Below are 25,690 nucleotides of genomic sequence, written 5' to 3'. Positions count from 1 at the left end.
ACCAGGCTATAATCATGCCTGGTTTTTTAATGGATACACAGCGTGGCGCAGGCAGGCTTTATCTTAACCCGGCACTGGCGGGATACCCTGCAGGGGACAGAGGTTTCATTCTGGCTGGCAACAGACAGCGGGCCATTGCAGGTCACGCTTGCGCCGCAGGAGTCGGTCGCTTTTATCCCCACCAACCAGACACCCCGCGTCACCACACTGTTACGTACCGAAAAAGGTTATCGCCTGACGCCGCTTCAGCTGCAAGACTTTCATCGTCAGCCCGTTTCTGGCCTGTATTGCCACTCACATCGCCAGCTTATGCGACTGGAAAAACTGCTGCGCGAAAATGGTGTAACGGTCTACGAGGCCGATGTACGTCCGCCGGAGCGGTATTTGATGGAGCGCTTTATCACCTCTCCCGTTTGGGTGGATGGCGACCTGCGTAATGGCGCTATCGTTAATGCTCGCCTGAAGCCGCACGCAGATTACCGGCCTCCGCTGAAGTGGGTCTCTCTGGATATCGAAACCACCCGCCACGGTGAACTGTACTGCATCGGCCTTGAAGGCTGCGGGCAGCGAATTGTTTATATGCTCGGTCCGGCGAATGGCGATGCCTCCGCGCTCGACTTTCAGCTTGAGTATGTGACGAGTCGCCCGCAGTTACTGGAGAAGCTCAATGACTGGCTTACCCGGCACGATCCTGATGTCATCATCGGCTGGAACGTGGTGCAGTTCGATCTTCGCGTTTTGCAAAAACATGCCGAGCGTTACCGCATTCCCCTGCGTTTTGGCCGCGATAACAGCGAACTGGAGTGGCGCGAGCATGGCTTCAAAAATGGCGTCTTCTTCGCACAGGCTAAAGGTCGTCTGATTATTGACGGCATTGAGGCGCTCAAATCCGCATTCTGGAATTTCTCATCATTCTCACTGGAAACAGTGTCGCAAGAGTTGCTGGGTGAGGGGAAGTCGATTGATAACCCGTGGGACAGAATGGACGAAATCGATCGCCGGTTTGCCCACGATAAGCCCGCGCTTGCCACCTACAATCTCAAAGACTGTGAACTGGTCACCCGCATTTTTCATAAAACCGAGATCATGCCATTTCTGCTGGAGCGTTCAACGGTTAACGGCTTGCAGGTCGACAGGCACGGCGGTTCAGTCGCCGCGTTTGGCCATCTCTACCTGCCGCGAATGCACCGGGCGGGCTACGTTGCACCGAATCTGGGTGAAATCCCTGCGCACGCCAGCCCCGGCGGTTACGTGATGGACTCACGCCCGGGTCTGTACGATTCCGTGCTGGTGCTGGATTACAAAAGCCTGTACCCGTCAATTATTCGTACCTTCTTGATCGATCCGGTGGGGCTTATCGAAGGGATGGCGCATCCGGATCGGGAGCACAGTACCGAAGGGTTCCTTGACGCCTGGTTCTCACGCGAAAAGCACTGCCTACCCGAAATCGTGACCCAGATCTGGCACGGGCGCGATGAAGCAAAACGCCACGGGAATAAGCCGCTCTCACAGGCACTGAAAATCATCATGAACGCGTTTTACGGCGTGCTGGGAACCACCGCCTGCCGCTTTTTCGACCCGAGGCTGGCTTCGTCCATCACCATGCGTGGCCACGCGATCATGCGTCAGACCAAAGCGCTGATTGAAGCTCAGGGCTACGATGTCATCTATGGCGATACCGACTCCACTTTTGTCTGGCTTAAAAAAGCACACTCAGAGGATGATGCAGCCCGGATTGGTCAGGAGCTGGTGAGTTACGTCAATGACTGGTGGGCGCAGTCGCTGAAGCAGCAAAAACTGACCAGCGCGCTGGAGCTGGAATTTGAAACCCATTTTTGTCGCTTTCTGATGCCGACCATTCGCGGCGCAGATACCGGTAGCAAAAAACGCTACGCCGGGATGATTCAGACAGGCGCAGAGCAACGCATGGTGTTTAAGGGCCTGGAAACGGTACGAACTGACTGGACGCCGCTGGCTCAACAGTTTCAGCAAGAGCTGTACCTACGAATTTTTCGTAACCAACCTTATCAGGAGTTTATTCGCGAGACTATCGACCGTCTGATGGCGGGTGAACTGGACGACCAACTGGTGTATCGCAAACGCCTGCGTCGCCCGTTAAGCGAATACCAGCGCAATGTGCCGCCACACGTGCGCGCCGCGCGCCTCGCCGATGAGCAAAATGTAAAGCTGGGACGTCCGCCGCAGTATCAGAATCGCGGTACCATTAAATATGTCTGGACGATAAATGGTCCAGAACCCGTGGATTATCAGCTTTCTGCTCTTGACTATGAGCACTATTTGACCCGGCAGATCCAGCCAGTTGCCGAGGGAATACTTCCCTTTATCGATGATAACTTTGCTACACTACTTACAGGGCAACTGGGGTTATTTTGACGCGTGACGAAACCGTCGCCATCCAGTACCATAGCGCCCTTTCCATTCCTGGACCCCAATACACTTGCTGCCCCTTTACTCTGGCAGAGGGTGAGTATTGCCTGCAACTAAAGATATAGAGCCGAACATATATGCCTTTTACACTTGGTCAACGCTGGATCAGCGATACAGAAAGCGAATTGGGACTTGGTACCGTTGTCGCCATGGATGCACGAACCGTCACATTACTTTTCTCTTCGACGGGCGAAAACCGTCTGTATGCGCGCAGTGATTCCCCCGTGACCCGCGTGATGTTCAATCCTGGTGATACGATAACGAGCCATGAAGGCTGGCAACTGCATGTCGATGAAGTAAAAGAAGAAAACGGCCTGCTTTCCTATATCGGAACTCGCCTTGATACCGAAGAAACCGGTGTCACGCTGCGTGAAGTGCTGCTCGACAGCAAGCTGGTCTTCAGCAAACCACAGGATCGCCTGTTTGCCGGTCAGATTGACCGTATGGACCGCTTTGCACTGCGCTATCGCGCACGTAAATTTCAGAGCGAGCAGTATCGTATGCCGTGGAGTGGTTTGCGTGGTCAACGTACCAGCCTGATCCCTCACCAGCTCAACATTGCTCATGACGTCGGTCGTCGTCATGCTCCTCGCGTATTGCTGGCTGACGAAGTGGGTTTAGGTAAAACCATTGAAGCCGGGATGATCCTGCATCAACAGCTGCTGTCAGGTGCAGCAGAGCGTGTATTGATCATCGTTCCGGAGACGTTACAGCACCAATGGCTGGTCGAAATGCTGCGTCGTTTTAACCTGCGCTTTGCGCTGTTTGATGATGAGCGTTATGCAGAGGCGCAGCACGACGCCTACAATCCGTTTGAAACCGAACAGTTAGTTATCTGTTCGCTGGACTTTGCTCGTCGCAGTAAACAGCGCCTGGAGCATCTGTGTGACGCCGAATGGGATCTGCTTATTGTCGATGAAGCCCATCACCTGGTGTGGAGCGAAGACGCGCCCAGCCGTGAATATATGGCCGTTGAACAACTGGCAGAACGCGTACCGGGCATCCTACTGCTGACCGCAACACCGGAACAGTTGGGCCTGGAAAGCCACTTTGCGCGCCTGCGCCTGCTGGACCCAAGTCGCTTCCACGATTTCGCCCAGTTTGTTGAAGAACAAAAAAATTACCGTCCGGTCGCCGATGCCGTCGCCATGCTGCTGGCAGGCAACCAGCTAAGCAACAATGAGCTGAACATGTTAGGTGACATGATTGGCGAACAGGACATTGAACCGTTATTGCAGGCGGCAAACAGCGACAGCGAAGACGCCCAGAGCGCGCGTCAGGAGCTGGTTTCAATGCTAATGGACAGACACGGCACCAGCCGCGTGCTGTTTCGTAACACCCGTAACGGCGTGAAAGGCTTCCCGAAACGCGAGCTGCATACCATCAAGCTACCCTTGCCAACCCAATACCAGACGGCGATTAAAGTCTCCGGCATCATGGGCGCGCGTAAGAGTGCGGAAGACCGGGCGCGCGACATGCTCTATCCGGAACAGATTTATCAGGAATTCGAAGGCGACACCGGCACCTGGTGGAATTTTGATCCGCGCGTGGAATGGCTGATGGGCTACCTGACCAGCCACCGCTCGCAAAAAGTACTCGTTATTTGTGCGAAAGCCACCACCGCGCTACAGCTGGAGCAGGTGCTGCGCGAGCGCGAAGGTATCCGCGCCGCCGTGTTCCATGAGGGCATGTCGATCATTGAACGTGACCGCGCTGCGGCCTGGTTTAGCGAAGAAGATAGCGGCGCCCAGGTGATGCTGTGCTCTGAGATCGGCTCCGAGGGGCGTAACTTCCAGTTCGCCAGCAATCTGGTGATGTTTGACCTGCCGTTCAACCCGGATCTGCTGGAACAGCGTATTGGTCGTCTGGACCGTATTGGTCAGGCGCATGATATTCAGATTCACGTGCCTTACTTAGAAAAAACCGCGCAATCCGTACTGGTGCGCTGGTACCACGAAGGTCTGGATGCGTTCGAGCACACCTGCCCGACCGGACGTACTATCTATGACACGGTATATAACAACCTGATCGGCTACCTGGCTGAGCCAGAAAATACCGATGGCTTTGATGATCTAATCAAAACCTGCCGCGAACAGCATGACGCGTTGAAAGCACAACTGGAACAAGGTCGAGATCGCCTGTTGGAGATCCACTCTAACGGCGGCGAAAAAGCGCTGGCACTGGCTGAGAGTATTGAAGAGCAGGACGACGATACCAGCCTGATCGCCTTCGCCATGAACCTGTTTGATATCGTTGGTATTAATCAGGATGATCGTGGTGACAATTTAATCGTGCTGACGCCGTCCGATCATATGCTGGTGCCTGATTTCCCAGGACTGCCGGAAGATGGCTGCACCATTACGTTCGAACGTGATGTCGCCCTGTCGCGTGAAGACGCACAGTTTATTACCTGGGAGCATCCGTTAATCCGTAATGGTCTGGATCTTATCCTCTCCGGCGACACGGGTAGCAGCACAATATCTCTGTTGAAAAACAAAGCATTACCGGTTGGCACCCTGTTGGTTGAGCTGGTGTATGTGGTTGAAGCGCAAGCGCCGAAACAGCTGCAGTTAAACCGTTTCCTGCCGCCAACGCCGGTACGTATGCTGCTTGATAAAAACGGCAATAACCTTGCCGCGCAAGTTGAATTCGAAACCTTTAACCGCCAACTCAGCGCTGTTAACCGCCATACCGGCAGTAAACTGGTCAACGCCGTGCAGCAGGACGTCCATGCCATTCTGCAACTCGGTGAGGCGCAGGTGGAAAAATCGGCTCGTGCGCTGATCGACGCGGCACGTAAAGAAGCGGACGAAAAACTGACGGCGGAACTCTCCCGTCTGGAAGCGCTGCGCGCCGTTAACCCGAACATCCGTGATGACGAACTCAGCGCAATTGAAAGTAACCGTCAGCAGGTGATGGAAAGCCTGGACCAGGCGGGATGGCGTCTTGATGCCCTGCGTCTGATCGTCGTGACGCATCAGTAACGGAGCCATACATGGGGATGGAAAACTACAATCCGCCGCAGGAACCCTGGCTGGTTATCCTGTATCAGGATGAACACATTATGGTAGTCAACAAGCCGAGCGGCTTGTTGTCCGTACCGGGTCGTCTGGATGAACACAAAGACAGCGTGATGACGCGTATTCAGCGCGACTATCCGCAGGCTGAATCCGTCCATCGTCTGGATATGGCCACCAGCGGCGTGATTGTAGTGGCGCTAACGAAAGCGGCAGAGCGCGAGCTAAAACGCCAGTTTCGCGAACGTGAGCCGAAGAAACAGTATGTCGCGCGCGTGTGGGGACATCCTGCTCCTGCCGAAGGTCAGGTTGATTTACCGCTAATTTGCGACTGGCCAAATCGGCCAAAGCAGAAAGTGTGTTATGAAACCGGGAAATCGGCGCAAACCGAGTATGAGGTGGTGGAGTTTGCAGCAGATAACACCGCGAGGGTCGTACTGAAACCGATTACCGGACGCTCCCACCAGCTGCGTGTGCATATGCTGGCATTAGGGCATCCCATCCTCGGCGATCGCTTCTATGCTCCGCCCGAAGCACTGGCGTTGGCACCCCGTCTGCTGCTGCACGCCGAAATGCTAACCATCACGCATCCCGAATACGGCAACAGTATGACGTTTAAAGTCCCGGCGGATTTTTAAAACGTTGCTGTGACACATTTCGTTTTTACTTATTAATACAAATCATTCGAGATGCATCGAGGCGGCAAACGAAGAAATCCCCAGGAGCACAGATAACTATGCGACTGGGGTTTCACAGTTCAGCCAACAAAGAGGCAGCCTGAAGGATGCCGTGTGTATTTACTTGAAGCCTTTCTGTTCTTTGATTAGCTCGTAAGCCTTTTGAATTTCCTGCGCTTTTTGCTTCGCCATTTCCATCATTTCTGGCGGCAGACCTTTCGCAACCAGTTTGTCCGGATGGTGCTCGCTCATCAGCTTGCGGTATGCGCGCTTAATGGTAGTCGCATCATCGGTCGCTTTCACCCCCAGCACATTGCAGGCGTCTTCCAGCGTCGGGCCACGTTGCGCCTGCTGCCAGCCATCGCCGCCGGACTGCTGCTGATATCCACCGCCAAACTGCGCGCCGCCCTGCATCATGCGCAGGAACTGATCAAATTGGGTCCGTGAGATACCCAACTCTTCAGCAATCACATACAGCACTTCACGCTCATTAGGATGCAATGATCCATCGGCAAATGCCGCCTGAATCTGAATCTCCAGGAACATGCGGATCAGATCGAATCGACCAAAACAGACGCTGCGAAACTGACGCATTTTTTCACGTAATGGGTAATTATCCGATTTTCCCACCCGGAAAGCATGTTGTGCGGCCGTACGCGAGTCGCCGTGCAAATTCATCCGGTCCATCAGCTGGCTGGCGATATGAATATCGGCTTCCGTGACACGGCCTTTGGATTTGGTCAGATGCCCCATCACCTCAAAAGTGGTAGCAAAAAACAGCGCCTGGCGTTCACGTTGGTTGGCAAACCACGCCATTTTGCGCATGCGGGCTTTGTCGAACATGTGGCCAACTAACAGGCCCAGAACCACACCCCAGAAGCCGCCGCCCATCATTAAAGCCACGGCTACGCCAATTATCTTTCCCCAATACTGCATAGACTCCCCAAATCTTTCTGCTCTCAGCCAGGCTATGTCCCACAATATAAGGTGCTTTTACCGATTTATGGCAGCGGTCAATTGTGGGACATCGCCTATAATTTGCATTATCATACCTGTCATTCAATGCCGTGCCTAACACCACGGAGCCTTAATCGGCAGGATTAACACTAGCGCAGTGAAGATGAGATAAGTTAGGCTGTGACCGTTTGTCACGCGCGACGCTACTGATGATGGAACAATAAATACAACGTATGAAAAAACGTATTCCCACTCTTCTGGCCACCATGATTGCCAGCGCCCTTTATAGCCAACAGGGTCTGGCAGCCGATCTCGCCTCACAGTGCATGTTAGGCGTGCCAAGCTATAACCGTCCTCTGGTGCAGGGCGAGACCAATGAATTACCCGTCACTATCAATGCCGACAACGCAAAAGGGAATTACCCGGATGATGCGGTGTTTACCGGCAACGTGGATATTGCGCAGGGTAACAGCCGCCTGCAGGCCGACGAAGTGCAGCTTCATCAGAAGCAGGCTGAAGGCCAGCCTGAGCCAGTACGTACCGTCGATGCGCTGGGCAACGTTCATTATGATGACAATCAGGTTATTCTGAAGGGGCCGAAAGGCTGGTCTAATCTGAATACTAAAGATACTAACATCTGGGAAGGTGATTATCAGATGGTAGGTCGTCAGGGGCGCGGAAAAGCCGACCTGATGAAACAGCGAGGCGAAAACCGTTACACTATTCTGGAAAACGGTAGCTTCACCTCCTGTCTGCCGGGTTCCGATACCTGGAGCGTCGTGGGTAGCGAAGTGATCCACGACCGTGAAGAACAGGTCGCAGAGATCTGGAACGCCCGTTTTAAACTGGGTCCAGTTCCGGTCTTTTATAGTCCTTATTTGCAGTTACCCGTCGGCGATAAGCGCCGTTCCGGTTTCCTGATCCCGAACGCAAAATACTCCACCACGAACTATTTTGAGTTCTACCTGCCGTATTACTGGAACATTGCGCCCAACATGGACGCCACCATTACGCCGCATTATATGCACCGTCGTGGCGGTGTTATGTGGGAGAACGAATTCCGCTACCTGACTCAGGCGGGCGCTGGCCTGATGGAGTTCGACTATCTGAACTCAGATAAAGTGTACGAGGATGAGCATCCGAAGGATGACAATTCTCGTCGCTGGCTGTTCTACTGGCAGCACGCTGGCGTGATGGACCAGGTGTGGCGTTTCAACGTCGATTACACAAAGGTCAGCGATACCAGCTACTTTAATGATTTTGACAATAAATACGGTTCCAGTACCGACGGCTATGCCACGCAAAAATTCAGCGTTGGCTACGCGGTACAAAACTTTGACGCGACGGTTTCGACCAAGCAATTCCAGGTCTTCGACGCGCAAAACAGTAACAGCTATTCTGCGCAGCCGCAGTTAGACGTCAACTATTACCAGAATGACGTCGGGCCGTTTGATACCCGTATTTATGGCCAGGCGGTTCATTTCGTTAACACTAACGACAACATGCCGGAAGCCACGCGCGTTCATCTTGAACCGACCATCAACCTGCCGTTGTCGAACAACTGGGGAAGTATCAATACCGAAGCAAAACTGCTGGCAACACACTATCAGCAGACTAATCTCGATTGGTACAACAATAACCCGAGTAACGTTAACAAACTCGATGATTCAGCCAACCGCGTCATGCCGCAGTTTAAAGTTGACGGCAAGCTGGTGTTCGAGCGTGACATGCAAATGCTGGCGCCGGGCTATACCCAAACGCTGGAGCCGCGCGCGCAGTATCTTTACGTACCGTATCGTGACCAAAGTCATATCTATAACTATGACTCTTCCCTGCTGCAATCTGACTACAGCGGCCTGTTCCGTGACCGTACTTATGGCGGCCTGGACCGTATCGCCTCAGCCAACCAGGTGACGACCGGGGTCACATCTCGTGTTTATGATGATGCGGCGGTTGAACGTTTTAATATTTCCGTGGGTCAAATCTACTATTTCACCGAGTCTCGCACTGGCGATGACAACATAAAATGGGAGAATGACGACAAAACGGGCTCACTGGTATGGGCTGGCGACACCTACTGGCGCATCTCCGACCGCTGGGGTTTACGCAGTGGGATCCAGTACGACACACGTCTGGACAGCGTCGCAACCAGTAGCAGCAGTATCGAATACCGCCGCGACGAAAACCGTATGCTGCAGTTGAACTACCGTTATGCCAGCTCGGAGTATATCCAGGCTACCCTGCCGTCTTACTACTCTACGGCAGAGCAGTATAAAAACGGGATCTCACAGGTAGGCGCGGTGGCAAGCTTCCCAATCGCTGACCGTTGGTCGATTGTTGGCGCTTACTACTTCGATACCAACGTGAACAAAGAAGCAGATTCAATGCTGGGACTGCAGTACAACTCCTGCTGTTACGCCATTCGCTTCGGCTACGAACGTAAGCTGAACGGCTGGGATAACACCCAGAAACACGCGATTTATGACAACACGATCGGCTTTAATATCGAACTGCGCGGCCTGAGTTCCAACTATGGTCTGGGCACTAACCAAATGCTGCGTTCGAACATTCTGCCGTATCAAAGCTCTTTATGATCTGATTGATTTACAACGTAATCCGCATTGCGGTTAATTGATAATGGAAAAAGTATGAAGAACTGGAAAACGCTGCTTCTCGGTATCGCCATGATCGCGAATACCAGTTTCGCTGCCCCACAGGTGGTCGATAAAGTCGCAGCCGTCGTCAATAACGGCGTCGTTCTGGAAAGCGACGTCGATGGCTTAATGCAGTCAGTAAAACTAAATGCGGGTCAGGCGGGTCAACAGTTACCGGACGATGCCACGCTGCGTCATCAGATCCTGGAACGTTTGATCATGGATCAAATTCTCCTGCAGATGGGTCAGAAGATGGGTGTAAAAATCTCTGACGAGCAGTTGGATCAGGCTATCGCCAATATCGCCAGGCAAAACAACATGACGCTGGATCAGATGCGCAGCCGTCTGGCACAGGATGGTTTAAACTATTCCACTTATCGTAACCAGATCCGCAAAGAGATGACTATCTCTGAAGTGCGTAACAACGAAGTTCGCCGTCGCGTTACCATATTGCCACAGGAAGTGGATGCCCTGGCGAAGCAGGTCGGCAACCAAAATGATGCCAGCACCGAACTGAACCTGAGCCACATTCTGATCCCACTGCCGGAAAACCCAACTTCCGATCAGGTAAACGAAGCGGAAAGCCAGGCGCGTTCAGTAGTTGATGAAGCACGTAACGGTAGCGATTTTGGCAAACTGGCCATCACTTATTCCGCCGATCAGCAGGCGTTGAAAGGCGGCCAGATGGGTTGGGGACGCATTCAGGAACTGCCGGGCATCTTTGCCCAGGCGTTAAGCACCGCGAAAAAAGGCGATATCATTGGTCCAATTCGCTCTGGAGTCGGCTTCCATATTCTGAAAGTCAACGATATGCGTGGTCAGAGCCAAAGCATTTCCGTGACTGAAGTTCATGCCCGCCATATTCTGCTCAAACCGTCGCCGATCATGACCGACCAACAGGCGCGTCTGAAACTGGAACAAATCGCGGCAGATATTAAGAGCGGTAAAACCACCTTCGCGGCAGCAGCTAAAGAGTTTTCTCAGGATCCGGGTTCTGCTAACCAGGGCGGCGATCTGGGCTGGGCTGCAGCGGATATTTTCGATCCGGCTTTCCGCGATGCGCTGACCAAACTTCACAAAGGCCAGATGAGCACCCCAGTGCACTCCTCTTTCGGCTGGCATCTGATCGAGCTGCTGGACACGCGTAACGTTGATAAAACTGACGCCGCGCAGAAAGACAGAGCTTATCGTATGCTGATGAACCGTAAATTCTCGGAAGAAGCGGCAACCTGGATGCAGGAACAGCGCGCCAGCGCCTACGTTAAAGTTCTGAGCAACTAATGACTCGTACTCAACGCGTTGTTATCACTCCCGGCGAACCCGCCGGGATTGGCCCCGATCTGGTGGTTCAACTCGCGCAGCGTGAGTGGCCTGTAGAACTCGTTGTCTGTGCGGATGCAGCACTCCTCAGTGACCGGGCAGCAATGCTCGGTTTACCGCTTTCACTCCTCCCCTACACTCCAGATACCCCAGCCCGACCGCAATCAGCAGGCACGCTGACACTGTTACCGATTGCGCTGCGAACACCTGTAGTTGCGGGTCAGTTGGCGGTAGAGAACGGGCAATATGTGGTGGATACGCTGGCTCGCGCCTGCGATGGTTGTCTGCGAGGGGAGTTTGCGGCATTGATTACCGGTCCGGTTCATAAGGGCGTAATCAATGACGCTGGCGTCCCGTTTACCGGGCACACCGAGTTCTTTGAAGAGCGATCACAGGCGAAGAAAGTTGTCATGATGCTGGCAACCGAAGAGCTGCGCGTTGCCGTGGCAACCACGCATCTGCCGCTCAGAGCCGTTGCTGATGCCATTACGCCCGCTCTGCTTCAGGAAGTGATCGGTATTCTGCATCATGATTTGCGCACTAAGTTCGGCATTGCCGATCCGCATATTCTGGTGTGCGGTCTTAACCCGCATGCCGGTGAAGGCGGTCATATGGGAACGGAAGAGATAGAAACTATCATTCCGGTTCTCGATGAACTGCGTGCGCAGGGGATGAAATTGAATGGCCCGCTGCCCGCAGATACGCTGTTTCAGCCCAAGTATCTCGACCACGCGGATGCCGTGCTGGCAATGTACCACGATCAGGGTCTCCCCGTGCTAAAATACCAGGGATTTGGTCGCGGTGTGAACATCACGCTGGGCCTGCCCTTTATTCGCACATCCGTCGATCACGGTACCGCGCTTGAACTTGCGGGACGTGGACAAGCAGATGTCGGCAGTTTTATTACGGCGCTTAATCTCGCCATCAAAATGATTGTTAATACCAATGAATAATCGAGTCCATCAGGGCCACTTAGCCCGTAAACGTTTCGGGCAAAACTTCCTCAACGATCAGTTTGTGATCGAAAGTATTGTCTCTGCAATCAACCCGCAGAAGGGTCAGGCTATGGTCGAAATCGGCCCAGGCCTGGCTGCGCTAACCGAGCCAGTAGGCGAACGCCTGGACCAGCTCACGGTCATTGAGTTAGACCGCGATCTCGCCGCGCGCCTGCAAACGCACCCGTTTTTAGGGCCGAAGCTGACGATTTATCAGCAAGACGCCATGACCATGAACTTCGGCGAACTCGCCCAAACAATGGGGCAACCGCTGCGCGTATTCGGTAACCTGCCGTACAACATCTCCACGCCGCTGATGTTCCATCTTTTTACCTATACTGATGCCATTGCCGACATGCATTTCATGTTGCAAAAAGAGGTGGTAAACCGTCTGGTTGCAGGGCCAAACAGTAAAGCGTATGGTCGATTAAGCGTCATGGCGCAGTATTACTGCAATGTGATCCCGGTACTTGAAGTGCCGCCATCCGCATTTACGCCAGCGCCTAAAGTCGATTCTGCCGTTGTGCGTCTGGTCCCTCACGCAACAATGCCGTATCCGGTTAAAGATGTTCGTGTGCTGAGCCGTATTACCACTGAAGCGTTTAATCAGCGTCGTAAAATGGTACGTAACAGCCTCGGCAATTTGTTTAGCGTTGAAGTACTGACAGAGCTGGGCGTTGATCCGGCGATGCGAGCGGAAAATATCTCTGTCGCGCAATACTGCCGGATGGCTAACTATCTGTCGGAAAACGCGCCATCGAAGGAGAGTTAAACATGATCAATTCGCCCCGAGTGTGCATTCAGGTACAAAGCGTCTACATTGAAGCGCAATCCTCACCTGATGATGAACGTTACGTTTTTGCTTATACCGTGACTATCCGCAATTTGGGGCGAGCGCCTGTGCAGCTATTGGGGCGTTATTGGTTGATCACCAATGGTCATGGCCGTGAAACCGAAGTTCAGGGCGAAGGTGTGGTTGGCGTTCAGCCCCACATCGAACCTGGCGAAGAGTACCAATACACCAGCGGCGCGGTGATTGAAACGCCGCTTGGCACCATGCAGGGTCATTACGAAATGATCGATGAACAAGGGATCGCCTTTACCATCGACATTCCCGTGTTCAGACTCGCCGTTCCTACACTCATTCATTAAAACAATAGCTATGGCAACATACCTCATTGGCGACGTTCACGGTTGTTACGATGAACTGATAGCCTTGCTGCACCAGGTAGACTTTAATCCCGAGCAAGACACCTTATGGCTCACCGGCGATCTGGTTGCGCGAGGGCCGGGCTCGTTAGACGTTTTACGCTACGTTAAATCGCTGGGCGATAGCGTGCGGTTAGTTCTCGGTAATCACGATTTACACCTGCTGGCCGTGTTTGCCGGCATTAGCCGTAATAAACCGAAAGACCGACTCACACCGCTACTTGAAGCTCCGGATGCTGATGCACTGCTTAACTGGCTGCGTCGCCAGCCGCTGTTGCAGATTGATGAAGAGAAGAAGCTGGTGATGGCGCATGCAGGGATTACCCCACAGTGGGACCTACAGACGGCGAAGGACTGTGCACGCGATGTTGAAGCCGTGTTGTCGAGCGACTCGTATCCGTTTTTCCTCGATGCAATGTACGGTGACATGCCTAATAACTGGACCCCGGAGCTGACGGGGCTGGCCCGCCTGCGTTTTATTACCAACGCGTTCACCCGCATGCGTTACTGCTTCCCCAACGGTCAACTTGATATGTACAGCAAAGAGTCGCCAGAAGATGCGCCAGCTCCGCTGAAGCCGTGGTTTGCCATTCCAGGCCCCGTTAGTGACGCCTATAGCATTGCATTCGGGCACTGGGCATCGCTGGAGGGCAAAGGCACGCCAGAAGGTATTTACGCGTTGGATACGGGGTGTTGCTGGGGAGGTGATCTCACCTGTCTGCGCTGGGAAGACAAACGCTACTTTGTGCAGCCATCAAATCGCCATCTGAATATGGATCCCGGCGAAGCGGTCAACGCCTGATAATCGTCTGCTGAGAGGTTCAGGCCTGATAGCGCTACGCTTATCAGGCCTACATCGGGCACTTACAGTATTAACGACGTTCCAGAATCTCGAAGCAGTAGCTGTGAGAGTTTTGCGCGTCGGCATCGTGGAATTCGCTGAAAACAGATTCCCAGTCGTCCGGTTCGTAGTCCGGGAAATGGGTATCTCCCTCCACTTCCGCATCAATGTGTGTCAGATACAGCTTCTGCGCTTTCGGCAGGAACTGCTCATACACACGCCCACCGCCAATCACCATAATTTCAGGCTCATCGCCACAGGCCGCAATGGCTTCATCAACAGACTTCACCCACTGCACACGATCGTCGGTGCCGGGCTTGCTGCTGATGACGATATTTTTACGCCCCGGCAACGGTCGCCCGATGGATTCCCAAGTGTGGCGCCCCATGACGACCGGCTTGTTTAAGGTATTACGTTTAAACCAGGCGAGATCGGCAGGTAGGTTCCACGGCATGGCGTTTTCCATACCGATGACGCGATCTACCGCTAACGCCGCAATCAGACTGATCATTGAATATTTCCCGGATACAAAAAAATTGTCGCCACTATACGGAAAGCGCAATCTTTCGTCGACTAGCCAAAGGAAGATGTGCATGAAAATTTTCTGTTCTGCTGGCGAGTCCGCGACTTCTGAGTGGACTCCCAGCATTACAGTAGTTCAAAAACAGCCAATTAGCAGTAAAGTTTGCAGAACATCACATTTTTTACCCTATGCTGACGGTTTCACTTCCGGTTCATCGGCGACATCGCCCGTATGTTTACCTTCATCCGTGCCTTGCCAGCCATGGCGTTGAATCAATGATAAGTGCTGACGATCTTCCGCAATAATTTCACTTAGCATTGCACTGGTGCGCTTATAAACCGCCGCGCGGGAAATTGCGTCATTTTCCCCTTTCACCATCTCCTCAACCATTAACGTATTGAAGCGGCGGAAGACATCGGCCCGCTCACGCGCTTCATAGCGCCCAAGCCCGAGCCCTTCCAGCGCCAGGCGTCCGGTTTTCAGCGCGCCTTCAAAGGTCTCACGTTCAGGCATGTCCACGCCCGCCTGACGTAGACGGATGTAATGATCCACGTCGCGCGCGCGGGCAATAATTTGTAGATGTGGGAAATGCTCTTTCACCATTTCGGTCAGTTGCAGGCTGGTTTGGGGATCGTCAATGGCATTAATAATCACCTCTGCTTTAGCCGCTCCGGCTGACTCCAGCAGATCCATCCGGGTCGCATCGCCATAGAAAACCTTCATGCCGAATTTACGCAGCGTTTCGATATGGTCCGGGTCATGATCCAGAACCACCATTTTGACCCCACTCGACAACAGCAAACGACCGGTTATCTGGCCAAATCGCCCAAATCCAGCGATGATCACCCGCGGTTGCTCCTCATCGATTTCATCCGCTTCCCGCGCTTCACCAGTCGCCGATTTTTCCAGACGCGTCAAAATCACCAGCAAAATCGGCGTAGCCGCCATCGACAACGCGACCGCCAGCGTCAGCGATTTCGCCCAGTCAGGATCAAGCACGTTTGCCATTTGTGCCGCGCCAAACACCACGAAGGCAAACTCACTGCCCTGCCCAAGTAATACGGCAAACCATCTGCGCTGCTTGTTCGGTACCTGTAACGGTTTCGCTATCAGCCATAGCATGACTGTTTTAATCACCAGGAAACCAACCAGCAGAATGATGATGCGCAAAGGATTATCAATCAGCGTACCAAAGTCGATAGACATCCCCACGCCGATGAAGAACAGCCCCAGCAGCAGCCCTTTAAACGGCTCAATATCGCTTTCCAACGCGTGGCGATACTCAGAACTCGCCAGCAGCACGCCGGCCAGGAACGCCCCCATCGCCATCGAAAGACCAACTTCTTCCAACAGCAGACCAAAACCGAAAACGAGGAACAGCGCGACGGCGCTGAAAACTTCCCGCAGGCCTGAGCGCGCAACAAAACGCAAGGCAGGACGGGTGACATAACGCCCTAACAGCACCACCAGCACCAGCGCGCCAGCTACCTTAAGGGCTGACAATGCAAATGCCCCAAGCGTGGTCGATGCGCCGCTTGCCGCCAGTAAGGGAATCATTGCCACCAGAGGAATAGCGGCGATATCCTGGAACAGCAGCACGGCAAATGCGCTACGCCCCAGTTGCGACACCATCAGGTTACGTTCATTCATCGCCTGCATCGCGATGGCCGTCGAGGAAAGCGCCAGCGTCATGCCGATCAGCTCCGCCACCTGCCAGCGCAGGCCAAGGAACATACAGAACAAACCAATCAAACCGCCGCAAACCACCATCTGTAGCGCACCGCCGCCGAACACCGAAGCCCGCAGTTTCCACAAACGCTGCGGATCCAGCTCCAGGCCGATGACAAACAGCATCAGCACCACGCCGATCTCGGCAAAATGCAGGATTGATTCGGCGTCCGTCACCAGCCTCAGACCCCATGGTCCGATAATGCACCCGGCGATGAGATACCCCAGCACCGACCCTAGCCCCAGCCGCACGGCGATGGGGACAATCAGCGCCGCCGATCCAAGATAAATCAGCGCCTGAATCAGCGTATGACTATCCATGATGAACCTCCTGCCACTCGAGCAGACGCTGTTTATAATGACGCGCCTGCGCCTGCAGCGTCTCGTCATCACAGATAAACGTACAGTGCATCGCAAATGGCGGCAGCCATTTGAGGCCGCAATAGAGCGCTGTTGCCTGTAAAGGCTGAGAAAGCACATCAAATCCGGGATGGGAGCCAATATCGAAGTGGTTTTCACCGCCGCCAGTGGTCACAGCCCACATGAGATGCTTACCGTGCAGCGCAGTACCGTCGTGACCGTATGCCCAACCGTGTGCAAGGACCTTATCCATCCACAGCTTGAGTAACGGAGGTGTGCTATACCACTGCATAGGATGCTGCCAGATAATCAACTCTGCGCGCGCCAGGGCTTCCTGTTCAGCGGCAATATCGATATTAAAGTCGGGGTAGAGCTGGTAGAGCGAGCGGATCTCCACGCCCTCCAGCGTCCTTGCCTGTTCAAGCATCCGCTTATTCGCATGCGAATGCTGAGGATAGGGATGCGCATAAATGATGAGAATCATGATTAGCCTGTATCACTGCATTATTGTAATAACAGTGAGTTTAGTCAGTTAATCCACAGGCTAACAGTCAATATTATTGAGCAGATAAATGGAAAAATCTGAGCTAGTTATCCAGTTCGCTCATATCTTTAACCTGATCGCGGTTAATTTGTTCCGTCTTACCTGTTTGCGCGTTTTTGTACGACACCAGGCCGGTATCATCATCAACCTGCGGTTTGCCGTCGGTGACGATGGTTTTACCATCGGTGGTTTTCACCGCCTGATTTGAGGAGCAACCGGCTACGGTAAACAGTGCTGCTGCGGTAAAAATGGAAGTGATCAGAATATGTTTCTGCATGGTGTTCTCCCTGCTTTTCAGTCGTTTTCAGTGATATATCCGTTAACTGTAGGCTAACTGACTGAGTTGCAGGGAAAATACAGAACACTCTTAATAGCCTGCCCTGACCACCGGCTTACTACGAATCGTCATTTGGCTGGTTTGCGCCAGCGTCAGACCTCGCGTTTCCGGGGCGAAAGCGATGGACACGAGCAGGCCTACCAGCGAAATTCCCGCGCCCATCAGCATCACATTACTGATCCCGTATTTGGTGATGAACACCGGCAGCGCCCAGGTTGACACAATGGTGCCGATACGGCTTAACGACATAATCACCCCGACTGCAGAGGCACGAATATCGGTGGGAAACAGTTCGTTCGGGTATAGCCATTGCAGGTTTCCCGGCCCCCCCGAGAAAAACGCGTACACGGCAAACGCCAGCACCACCAGCCATGCGCCCATATCAGGGATTAGCCCCAGCACAGCCAGCGCCAGCGTCATCATAATAAAGCTGCCAATTAACAGCGGTCGACGGCCCGCGCTATTGAGCCAGAACATGGGAGGAATACACCCCAGCATAAAGCACAGGCTGATCACCACATTGCCCAACGCGGCGCTTTTCCCGGCGCCGAGCCCCAGTAGCCCAACAATCTGCGGACCAAAGGTATAAATGGCAAACATCGGGATCACTTGACAGGTCCAGATGGCGGCAACAAACAGGACAAACGGGAAATGTCGGCGATTAAACAACTGAAGGAAACGCGTCTGCTGGGGTGCTTCTTCGTCGAATACCACCGGTTCGCCAAACAGTTTGATCATCATCTCCTCGCACTCTTTCACCCGACCTTTACGCAGCAACCAGCGTGGCGATTCAGGAAGATCGAAACGCCCAATCAGGATCAAAATGCAGGGGATCACCGCGCTGCCCAACATCCAGCGCCATCCGCCCTCAACATCATACAAAAAGTAACCGACCAGATCGGCACAGGTGGCGCCGACATACCACATCGCCGCGATAAAACCGATGGAGAAAGCGCGCTGGCGGGTATTGGAGAACTCGGTAATCATTGAGGTTGCGATCGGGTAATCAGCCCCAATCACCACCCCGATCAGCACCCGCATCACCAACAACTCAACGGGCGAGGAGACAAACATGGTTGCCGCCGATATCACGCCAATGGCGATAATATCGATGATAAACATTTTACGGCGCCCGACCTTATCGGAAATGTAGCCAAACAGCGACGTCCCGACAAACAAACCGGCGAGCGTACCAGCCCCCAGCAGACCAATCCACTCGGCATCCAGTTTCAACGCTGGCGTGAGCTGTTCGAGCGCCACGCCAATCATCACCAGCACATAACCATCCAGAAACGGCCCACCGCTTCCCCACAGCATTATCCGGCGGTGAATAGAGGTAAATTTGATGTCATCAAAGTTCCTGGGCTGCTGCATGGCTATATCCTGTTTTATTTTAACTTAATGCCTGATAACGCCTATCAGGCCTATGAACCGTACCTGTAAGCCGGATAAGGCGAAGCCGCCATCCGGCACCAGGTTTAGCCATAGCGGAACTCCACGCCAAACGTCCCGCGCGGGTATTCCCATTTTTCCAGCGCTGTATCGAGTCCAAGAATTCGACACGTCCCACACTCGAGGCATCCGGCGTAATCAAAGCGTACGCTGCCGTCGTCCTGCTTTTTATACAGTCCAGCCGGGCAGGCCTTAATCAGCACCTCCAGCGCCTGTTTATCAGGATCGGTTTTGAGAATGATGTGTGGGCTGTCTTCATCGACATTGAACTTATTGACGCCCAGTTTGACGTCCACATTGACGGGAGAAGTCATAATACGGTCACTCCTTTCAGGCCATCTTTCATCAGGTTGATGAAGCCCACTTTCTTCGCATGGCGCAGGATTTTTTTACGCATTGGCACCGGGGCGGAACCATCTACGGTGAACAGGTCGCGTGCGATACTGACCGCCATTTCGGGATAAGCGGTAAACATGCGCGGGTTATCAAGAAAAGCGGGCAGCTTTTGATACATACGCATATCACGCATCGGGCCGTCGTCCAGATGCTGACGGTATTCACCCAGCGACTGCTTGCTAAAGTCGTCACGCTTCATGGCTGAAAGCACCGTTTTCGCCGCCGCTTCGCCTGCGGCGATGGCCAAATCCATACCGCGAATAGTAAAGCCGAGGTTCATACACATTCCGGCAGCGTCACCGGCAATCAGTACGCCGTCACCCACCAGTTCTGGCTGCATGTTGATACCGGCTTCAGGTACAACGTGCGCGGCATATTCCACCAGCTTGCCACCGGCGATCAGCGGGGCAACTGCCGGATGCTGTTTGAAATCTTCCAGCATTTGTGGGACCGATTTTTTCGCGTCTTTCAGATGATGAAGACCGCAGACCAGTCCCAGAGAAAGGGTTGTTTCATTCGTATAGAGAAAGCCACCGCCCATCAATCCATCGGTTGGCGATCCGGCAAACAGACAGGCTGCGCCTTCGTTCCCCTGTAACTGGAAACGATCTTCAATCACTGATTTCGGCAATTCGATCAGCTCTTTTACGCCGACGGCAACATGCGATGCCTCGACGCGCTTTGCCATACCCAACTTTTCAGCCAACAGAGAGTTTACGCCATCAGCAAGGAGCACTACCCTGGCCTCCAGAATATCGCCATCGGCTTCCACGCCCACGACTTTACCCTCGCGCTGCACAACGTTATCCACGCGAATACCGGTGATGAGCTGAGCGCCCGCCTCCTCGGCCTGTTCCATCAGCCAGGCATCAAATTTGCTGCGTAAGACGGAATAAGAAACCTGCGACGATGTGGCGTCTTCGCCGTTGCAATAATCAATGGACATCGCCCCTTTATCGGTCATAAAGGCGAGTTTCTCGTGGGTGATGACGCGTTCAATGGGGGCCTGCTCAGCAAAACCGGGAATGATGCGCTCCAGGCTATGCGCATACATGCGCCCACCGGTGACATTCTTCGCGCCAGCAGAATTGCCGCGCTCGATAACCAGCACCTGTGCGCCTTCCCGAGCCAGCACCAGCGCCGCAACCGAACCAGCCAGACCTGCACCCACGATGATGGCATCAAAGATATCTTCGGACATACGTACTCCTGTCAGCGGCAGGACACCTTCGCATCCTGCCCGAAATGGTTTAACGCGCTAAGGCTGCCGTCAGCGCAGGCAGGATCTTCAGCGCATCGCCAACGATGCCGTAATCCGCATACTGGAATATCGGCGCATTTTTATCTTTGTTAATGGCGAAAATCGTCTGTGCGCCGTTGGCGCCGACCATATGTTGGATCTGCCCGGAAATCCCCACCGCCAGATACAGTTCAGGCTTGAGCATCAGGTTGGAGATACCGACGTAGCGTTCGTGTTCCATCCACTTCTCGTTTTCCGCCACCGGACGGGAACAGGCCAGCTCAGCGCCAATCGTCTGGCACAGCGCTTCGGCCAGCGAGATATTTTCTTTGCTGCCGATACCACGTCCCACGCTGACCACCAGGCGAGCCTTGTCGAGGTCGACGCTGTTGCTCTGACGTGCCTGAGTTGCCGTACGAGTCACGGCAACGGCCGGAGCCTGCCACTGTACGGTATGCATCTCGCCGCTGCGGGTAGCATCGGGTTGCTGCGCGTCAAACGTCCCGCTGCTGAGTGTAATCACGGCAAACGGCGAAGCGATTGTTTCCGCCCCTATCGCTAGGCCGCCGTAGACCATATGTTTGACCGCCGCTTTACCATCCTGTACGACGACTGCGCTGGCATCGTTTGAAACTGCAGCTGACAAGCGAAAGCCCAGTTTTGCCGCTAGCAACTTGCCCCGACGCGTATTGGGCAGCAGTACTGCGCCGTCCTCGCTGTGCTGACGAATGGTCTGGGCCATCACATCGGCGTAGTCTTCGACCATACGCTCTTCTGGTTTACCGCTGAGCAACCAGACATGATCTGCCCCCAAATGACATGCCGTCGCGCTGTCTGCATCGCTCAGTACAAACGTGTTAACTTTTTCACCTAAAGCCTGCGCACCTTTCATCAGTTCCGGCAGACGAGAAGGGGTATCGCTGAATACCCAGATACTGGAAAATTTGTTCATAACATCCCCTGATAATTAAATGATTTTGCGAAGATTCTCGACAAACGCGGCAATCTGTTCTTCACCGTCACCTTCAATCACAACGCGCTGACGCTCGCGCTGCTTCGGCGCAGCAACCTGCTGTGCGGAATACGCCTGCACGCTGTTCAGTCCAATGTCTGCAGGCGACCAAACCTGAACCGGTTTTTTCGCCGCGCCAAGAATGGCTTTCATGGAAGGGATTTGTGGGGTGTTGATATCCGTTGAGACCGCGATGACCGCCGGAAGCGGGATGCTCAGTGTTTCGACTTCATCTTCCAGTTCACGCTCTACCGTCAGCGTGCTGTCGGTAAGAGAGAGGATTTTACTCACGCCGTTAATCGTGGGAACGTTCAGTGCTTCGCCCACCAGCAGGCCAACCTGCTGAGCATAGAGATCGGAAGAACCGTCACCACAGATAATTAGATCGAAACCGGCTTTTTGCGCGGCGGCAGCCAACACGGTAGCCGTTTGTTGTGGCAGCGCCTGTTCAAATTGATCGTCAATCACAACAATCAGTTCATCAGGACCACGGGAGAGCACATCTTTGCGCCCTTTTGCATTGGTCAGCGCTTTGCCGCCGACGCTCATGGCCACAACCTGGGCCTCGCCTGCCTGTTGTTTTAACTGGCAAGCTGCTTCGATCGCATTCAGGTCGTACTGGCTGATTTTGCTATCCGCTTTGCTGAAATCGAGTGAACCATCAGCATTATTAATCGCAATATCCTGTTCATCAGGTACGCATTTGTAGCAAGTAATTATCTTCATTGCATCTCCAGAAATCATGAAGGAAACGTATTTATATCGGCGGTGTTAAATACAGATATCACGCTCTTTAATTCGGAAATAAAACCTTAATCACCAATATTGAAAATGTCACACATTGAAATTCGTAACTTTCAATAGTGTTACGCACCTCACCAATATTGAAAGAATTACGACAAATATAAAAATTTTCAATATTGTCTGCGGGTTCAACAATATTGAACGCCAGCCACTTAAAAAAGTTAAAAAATCACAAATAACATACTGATTAACAACAAAAAACAGCATGAATTTAAGCAAATTAACCAGCGTAAAAAAGTGTGACACAGATAACAGAACCACCCGAAATGAATACTCATTATGAGTTACTCACTGAGGCGCCCCAGAGGTTAAAAAGTTATCAACAAATCATTAATAATAAATAAACAAACGATCACACACGGGCACGCTAAATAAATTTCGTTTTCACACTGGAATTCACTTATGAAAAATGAAAAGAGAAAGTCGGGAATTGAACCGAAGGTTTTTTTTCCGCCATTAATAATAGTTGGAATACTTTGTTGGCTAACAGTAAGAGATCTCGATGCCGCTAACGTCGTTATTAATGCGGTATTCAGTTATGTCACCAGTGTCTGGGGCTGGGCATTTGAATGGTATATGGTCGTCATGCTCTTCGGCTGGTTCTGGTTGGTTTTTGGCCCGTATGCCAAAAAGAAATTAGGCGACGAAAAACCGGAGTTTAGTACCGCCAGCTGGATCTTTATGATGTTCGCCTCCTGTACTTCAGCAGCGGTACTGTTCTGGGGCTCCATCGAGATCTACTACTATATCTCCACCCCACCGTTCGCCCTGGAACCCAATTCCACGGGTGCGAAAGAGATAGGTCTGGCTTACAGCCTGTTCCACTGGGGACCGCTGCCATGGGCAACCTACAGCTTCCTTTCCGTGGCCTTCGCCTATTTCTTCTTTGTGCGCAAGATGGACGTCATCCGTCCTAGCTCCACGCTGGTACCATTAGTGGGCGAAAAGCATGCGAAAGGGCTGTTCGGCACCATCGTTGATAACTTCTACCTGGTAGCGCTGATTTTTGCGATGGGTACCAGCCTCGGTCTGGCGACACCGCTGGTAACCGAGTGTATGCAATGGCTGTTCGGTATTCCGCATACACTGCAATTAGATGCCATCATCATTACCTGCTGGATCATTCTGAACGCCATTTGCGTAGCCTGCGGCCTGCAAAAAGGAGTCAGAATCGCCAGCGACGTACGTAGCTACCTGAGCTTCCTGATGCTGGGCTGGGTGTTTATCGTCAGCGGCGCCAGCTTCATCATGAACTACTTTACCGACTCGGTCGGCATGCTGCTGATGTATCTGCCGCGCATGCTGTTCTATACCGATGCCATCGGCAAAGGCGGCTTCCCGCAGGGTTGGACCGTCTTCTACTGGGCATGGTGGGTCATTTACGCCATCCAGATGAGCATCTTCCTGGCACGTATTTCTCGTGGTCGTACCGTACGTGAACTGTGCTTTGGGATGGTGCTGGGCCTGACCGCTTCTACCTGGATCCTGTGGACAGTCCTTGGCAGCAATACCCTGCTGCTGATGGATAAAAACATTCTCAACATCCCACAGCTGATTGAACAACACGGCGTGGCGCGCGCCATTATCGAAACCTGGGCCGCCTTGCCATTCAGCACCGCCACCATGTGGGGCTTCTTCATCCTTTGTTTTATTGCCACCGTCACGCTGATTAACGCCTGCTCTTATACCCTGGCGATGTCCACCTGTCGCGAAGTCCGCGATGGTGAAGAACCACCGCTGTTAGTGCGTATCGGCTGGTCCGTGCTGGTCGGCATCATCGGTATCGTTCTACTGGCGCTGGGCGGGCTGAAGCCAATACAGACCGCGATTATCGCCGGAGGATGCCCGCTGTTCTTCGTCAATATCATGGTGACGCTGTCCTTTATTAAAGACGCCAAAGTGCACTGGAAAGACAAGTAATTCTTATTAACCCAATTGATCAAGAGGCTGAAAGATGGATTTCAACTTAAATGACGAGCAGGAGCTGTTTGTCGCCGGTATTCGTGAACTGATGGCCAGTGAGAACTGGGAAGCTTATTTTGCCGAGTGCGATCGCGACAGCGTCTACCCTGAGCGTTTTGTTAAAGCGCTGGCGGATATGGGCATCGATAGCCTGTTGATTCCGGAAGAACACGGTGGACTGGAAGCGGGTTTTGTCACCGTGGCCGCCGTCTGGATGGAACTCGGCCGCCTGGGCGCGCCAACCTATGTGCTGTACCAGTTACCGGGGGGTTTTAACACCTTCCTGCGTGAAGGGACCCAGGAACAAATCGATAAAATTATGGCGTTCCAGGGAACCGGTAAGCAGATGTGGAACTCTGCGATCACCGAACCGGGAGCGGGATCGGATGTTGGCAGCCTGAAAACCACTTATACACGTAAAAATGGTAAGGTTTATCTTAATGGCAGTAAGTGCTTTATCACCAGTAGTGCCTATACCCCTTACATCGTGGTAATGGCGAGAGATGGCGCATCGCCGGATAAACCTGTTTACACCGAGTGGTTCGTTGACATGAGCAAAGCGGGCATCAAGGTCAACAAACTGGAGAAACTCGGTCTGCGCATGGATAGCTGCTGTGAAATCACCTTTGACGACGTTGAGCTGGACGAGAAAGACATGTTCGGTCGGGAAGGTAACGGTTTCAATCGCGTAAAAGAAGAGTTTGACCATGAACGCTTCCTCGTCGCACTGACCAACTACGGTACGGCAATGTGCGCGTTTGAAGATGCGGCGCGCTACGCCAATCAGCGCGTGCAGTTTGGCGAAGCTATCGGCCGTTTCCAGCTGATTCAGGAGAAGTTTGCGCATATGGCGATCAAACTGAACTCCATGAAAAACATGCTGCTGGAAGCTGCCTGGAAAGCGGATAACGGCACCATTACCTCGGGTGACGCGGCAATGTGCAAATACTTCTGCGCCAACGCGGCATTTGAAGTGGTAGACACCGCCATGCAGGTGCTGGGCGGAGTGGGTATCGCGGGCAATCATCGCATCACGCGCTTCTGGCGTGACCTGCGCGTTGACCGTGTTTCTGGTGGTTCTGACGAAATGCAGATCCTGACGTTGGGTCGTGCGGTATTGAAGCAATACCGTTGATTCGTTCGTTTCGTAGGTCGGATAAGGCGTTAACGCCGCCATCCGGCAATATGCCCGGTGGAGCTGTGCTTACCGGGCA

Annotated in this window: 21 protein-coding genes; 11 read left to right on the top strand and 10 right to left on the bottom strand. The window is 53.1% G+C overall.

Going from position 1 to position 25,690, the window contains the following annotated elements:
- Positions 1-42: 42 nt before the first annotated feature.
- The 3 genes from polB to rluA all read left to right on the top strand — a co-directional run bounded on the left by polB (position 43) and on the right by rluA (position 6,103).
- Positions 43-2,394 carry a DNA polymerase II gene (gene polB / locus ACU8YC_RS14255; protein WP_446895464.1) on the top strand — a complete coding sequence of 784 codons (2,352 nt, stop codon included), beginning with the start codon at positions 43-45 and terminating at the stop codon, positions 2,392-2,394.
- Positions 2,395-2,525: 131 nt separating this feature from the next.
- Positions 2,526-5,432: an RNA polymerase-associated protein RapA gene (rapA, locus tag ACU8YC_RS14250; protein WP_151224541.1), complete on the top strand. Its 2,907-nt coding sequence runs from the start codon at positions 2,526-2,528 to the stop codon at positions 5,430-5,432.
- 11 nt (positions 5,433-5,443) lie between these two features.
- Positions 5,444-6,103, top strand: coding sequence for a bifunctional tRNA pseudouridine(32) synthase/23S rRNA pseudouridine(746) synthase RluA (gene rluA, locus ACU8YC_RS14245; protein WP_446895463.1), 660 nt, complete (start codon positions 5,444-5,446; stop codon positions 6,101-6,103).
- 159 nt (positions 6,104-6,262) lie between these two features.
- On the opposite strand, the gene djlA is transcribed toward rluA, so the two are convergent.
- Positions 6,263-7,078 carry a co-chaperone DjlA gene (djlA, locus tag ACU8YC_RS14240; RefSeq protein WP_446895462.1) on the bottom strand — a complete coding sequence of 272 codons (816 nt, stop codon included), beginning with the start codon at positions 7,076-7,078 and terminating at the stop codon, positions 6,263-6,265.
- A 254-nt stretch (positions 7,079-7,332) separates the two neighbouring features.
- Here djlA and lptD point away from each other — a divergent pair, with 254 nt between their 5' ends.
- From lptD to apaH, 6 genes are read left to right on the top strand one after another with little or no spacing between them, the layout of a single operon-like run.
- Positions 7,333-9,693, top strand: coding sequence for an LPS assembly protein LptD (gene lptD / locus ACU8YC_RS14235; RefSeq protein ID WP_151216721.1), 2,361 nt, complete (start codon positions 7,333-7,335; stop codon positions 9,691-9,693).
- A gap of 54 nt (positions 9,694-9,747) precedes the next feature.
- A complete protein-coding gene (surA, locus tag ACU8YC_RS14230) occupies positions 9,748-11,034 on the top strand; it encodes a peptidylprolyl isomerase SurA (protein WP_187253711.1) in 1,287 nt (428 codons plus the stop codon).
- Positions 11,034-12,026: a 4-hydroxythreonine-4-phosphate dehydrogenase PdxA gene (gene pdxA, locus ACU8YC_RS14225; RefSeq protein ID WP_151216720.1), complete on the top strand. Its 993-nt coding sequence runs from the start codon at positions 11,034-11,036 to the stop codon at positions 12,024-12,026. Before surA ends, pdxA begins: the two co-directional genes overlap by 1 nt.
- Positions 12,019-12,840 (top strand): 16S rRNA (adenine(1518)-N(6)/adenine(1519)-N(6))-dimethyltransferase RsmA, encoded by an 822-nt coding sequence (gene rsmA, locus ACU8YC_RS14220; protein WP_446895461.1) that lies wholly within the window; start codon positions 12,019-12,021, stop codon positions 12,838-12,840. Before pdxA ends, rsmA begins: the two co-directional genes overlap by 8 nt.
- Before the next feature lie 2 nt (positions 12,841-12,842).
- Positions 12,843-13,220 (top strand): Co2+/Mg2+ efflux protein ApaG, encoded by a 378-nt coding sequence (apaG, locus tag ACU8YC_RS14215; RefSeq protein ID WP_003018867.1) that lies wholly within the window; start codon positions 12,843-12,845, stop codon positions 13,218-13,220.
- Between the two features lie 10 nt (positions 13,221-13,230).
- Positions 13,231-14,079, top strand: coding sequence for a bis(5'-nucleosyl)-tetraphosphatase (symmetrical) ApaH (apaH, locus tag ACU8YC_RS14210; protein WP_151216718.1), 849 nt, complete (start codon positions 13,231-13,233; stop codon positions 14,077-14,079).
- A gap of 70 nt (positions 14,080-14,149) precedes the next feature.
- Here apaH and folA read toward each other — a convergent pair whose 3' ends face one another.
- From folA to ACU8YC_RS14165, 9 genes are all read right to left on the bottom strand, one after another.
- Positions 14,150-14,629, bottom strand: a complete 480-nt coding sequence (gene folA / locus ACU8YC_RS14205; RefSeq protein ID WP_003018873.1) for a type 3 dihydrofolate reductase — start codon at positions 14,627-14,629, stop codon at positions 14,150-14,152.
- A gap of 198 nt (positions 14,630-14,827) precedes the next feature.
- Positions 14,828-16,690: a glutathione-regulated potassium-efflux system protein KefC gene (kefC, locus tag ACU8YC_RS14200; protein ID WP_151216717.1), complete on the bottom strand. Its 1,863-nt coding sequence runs from the start codon at positions 16,688-16,690 to the stop codon at positions 14,828-14,830.
- The gene (kefF, locus tag ACU8YC_RS14195) at positions 16,683-17,213 is read right to left on the bottom strand and encodes a glutathione-regulated potassium-efflux system oxidoreductase KefF (RefSeq protein WP_187259113.1); all 531 of its coding nucleotides are present in this window, start codon (positions 17,211-17,213) and stop codon (positions 16,683-16,685) included. Before kefF ends, kefC begins: the two co-directional genes overlap by 8 nt.
- Positions 17,214-17,316: 103 nt before the next feature.
- Positions 17,317-17,550, bottom strand: coding sequence for a YgdI/YgdR family lipoprotein (locus tag ACU8YC_RS14190; RefSeq protein ID WP_003018880.1), 234 nt, complete (start codon positions 17,548-17,550; stop codon positions 17,317-17,319).
- A 90-nt stretch (positions 17,551-17,640) separates the two neighbouring features.
- Positions 17,641-18,984 (bottom strand): MFS transporter, encoded by a 1,344-nt coding sequence (locus ACU8YC_RS14185; protein ID WP_151216715.1) that lies wholly within the window; start codon positions 18,982-18,984, stop codon positions 17,641-17,643.
- Between the two features lie 104 nt (positions 18,985-19,088).
- Entirely contained in the window at positions 19,089-19,376 is a 288-nt protein-coding gene (gene fixX, locus ACU8YC_RS14180) for a ferredoxin-like protein FixX (protein ID WP_000203736.1), read from the bottom strand.
- Positions 19,373-20,659 (bottom strand): FAD-dependent oxidoreductase, encoded by a 1,287-nt coding sequence (locus ACU8YC_RS14175; protein ID WP_446895460.1) that lies wholly within the window; start codon positions 20,657-20,659, stop codon positions 19,373-19,375. Before ACU8YC_RS14175 ends, fixX begins: the two co-directional genes overlap by 4 nt.
- A gap of 49 nt (positions 20,660-20,708) precedes the next feature.
- Positions 20,709-21,650 carry an electron transfer flavoprotein subunit alpha/FixB family protein gene (locus ACU8YC_RS14170; RefSeq protein ID WP_151216714.1) on the bottom strand — a complete coding sequence of 314 codons (942 nt, stop codon included), beginning with the start codon at positions 21,648-21,650 and terminating at the stop codon, positions 20,709-20,711.
- A gap of 15 nt (positions 21,651-21,665) precedes the next feature.
- Positions 21,666-22,436: an electron transfer flavoprotein FixA gene (locus ACU8YC_RS14165; protein ID WP_151216713.1), complete on the bottom strand. Its 771-nt coding sequence runs from the start codon at positions 22,434-22,436 to the stop codon at positions 21,666-21,668.
- A gap of 480 nt (positions 22,437-22,916) precedes the next feature.
- Between ACU8YC_RS14165 and caiT the strand changes: the two genes are divergently transcribed.
- On the top strand, positions 22,917-24,434 hold the full coding sequence (gene caiT / locus ACU8YC_RS14160) for an L-carnitine/gamma-butyrobetaine antiporter (protein ID WP_151216712.1): 1,518 nt from the start codon (positions 22,917-22,919) through the stop codon (positions 24,432-24,434).
- Positions 24,435-24,468: 34 nt separating this feature from the next.
- Positions 24,469-25,611, top strand: coding sequence for a crotonobetainyl-CoA dehydrogenase (gene caiA / locus ACU8YC_RS14155; RefSeq protein ID WP_005124373.1), 1,143 nt, complete (start codon positions 24,469-24,471; stop codon positions 25,609-25,611).
- The last annotated feature ends 79 nt before the right edge of the window (positions 25,612-25,690 follow it).

It is taken from the genome of Citrobacter sp. VF227 (genome assembly GCF_052950715.1).
Note: the sequence above shows the minus strand (reverse complement) of the source record. Positions and strands in the feature narration are given on the sequence as shown.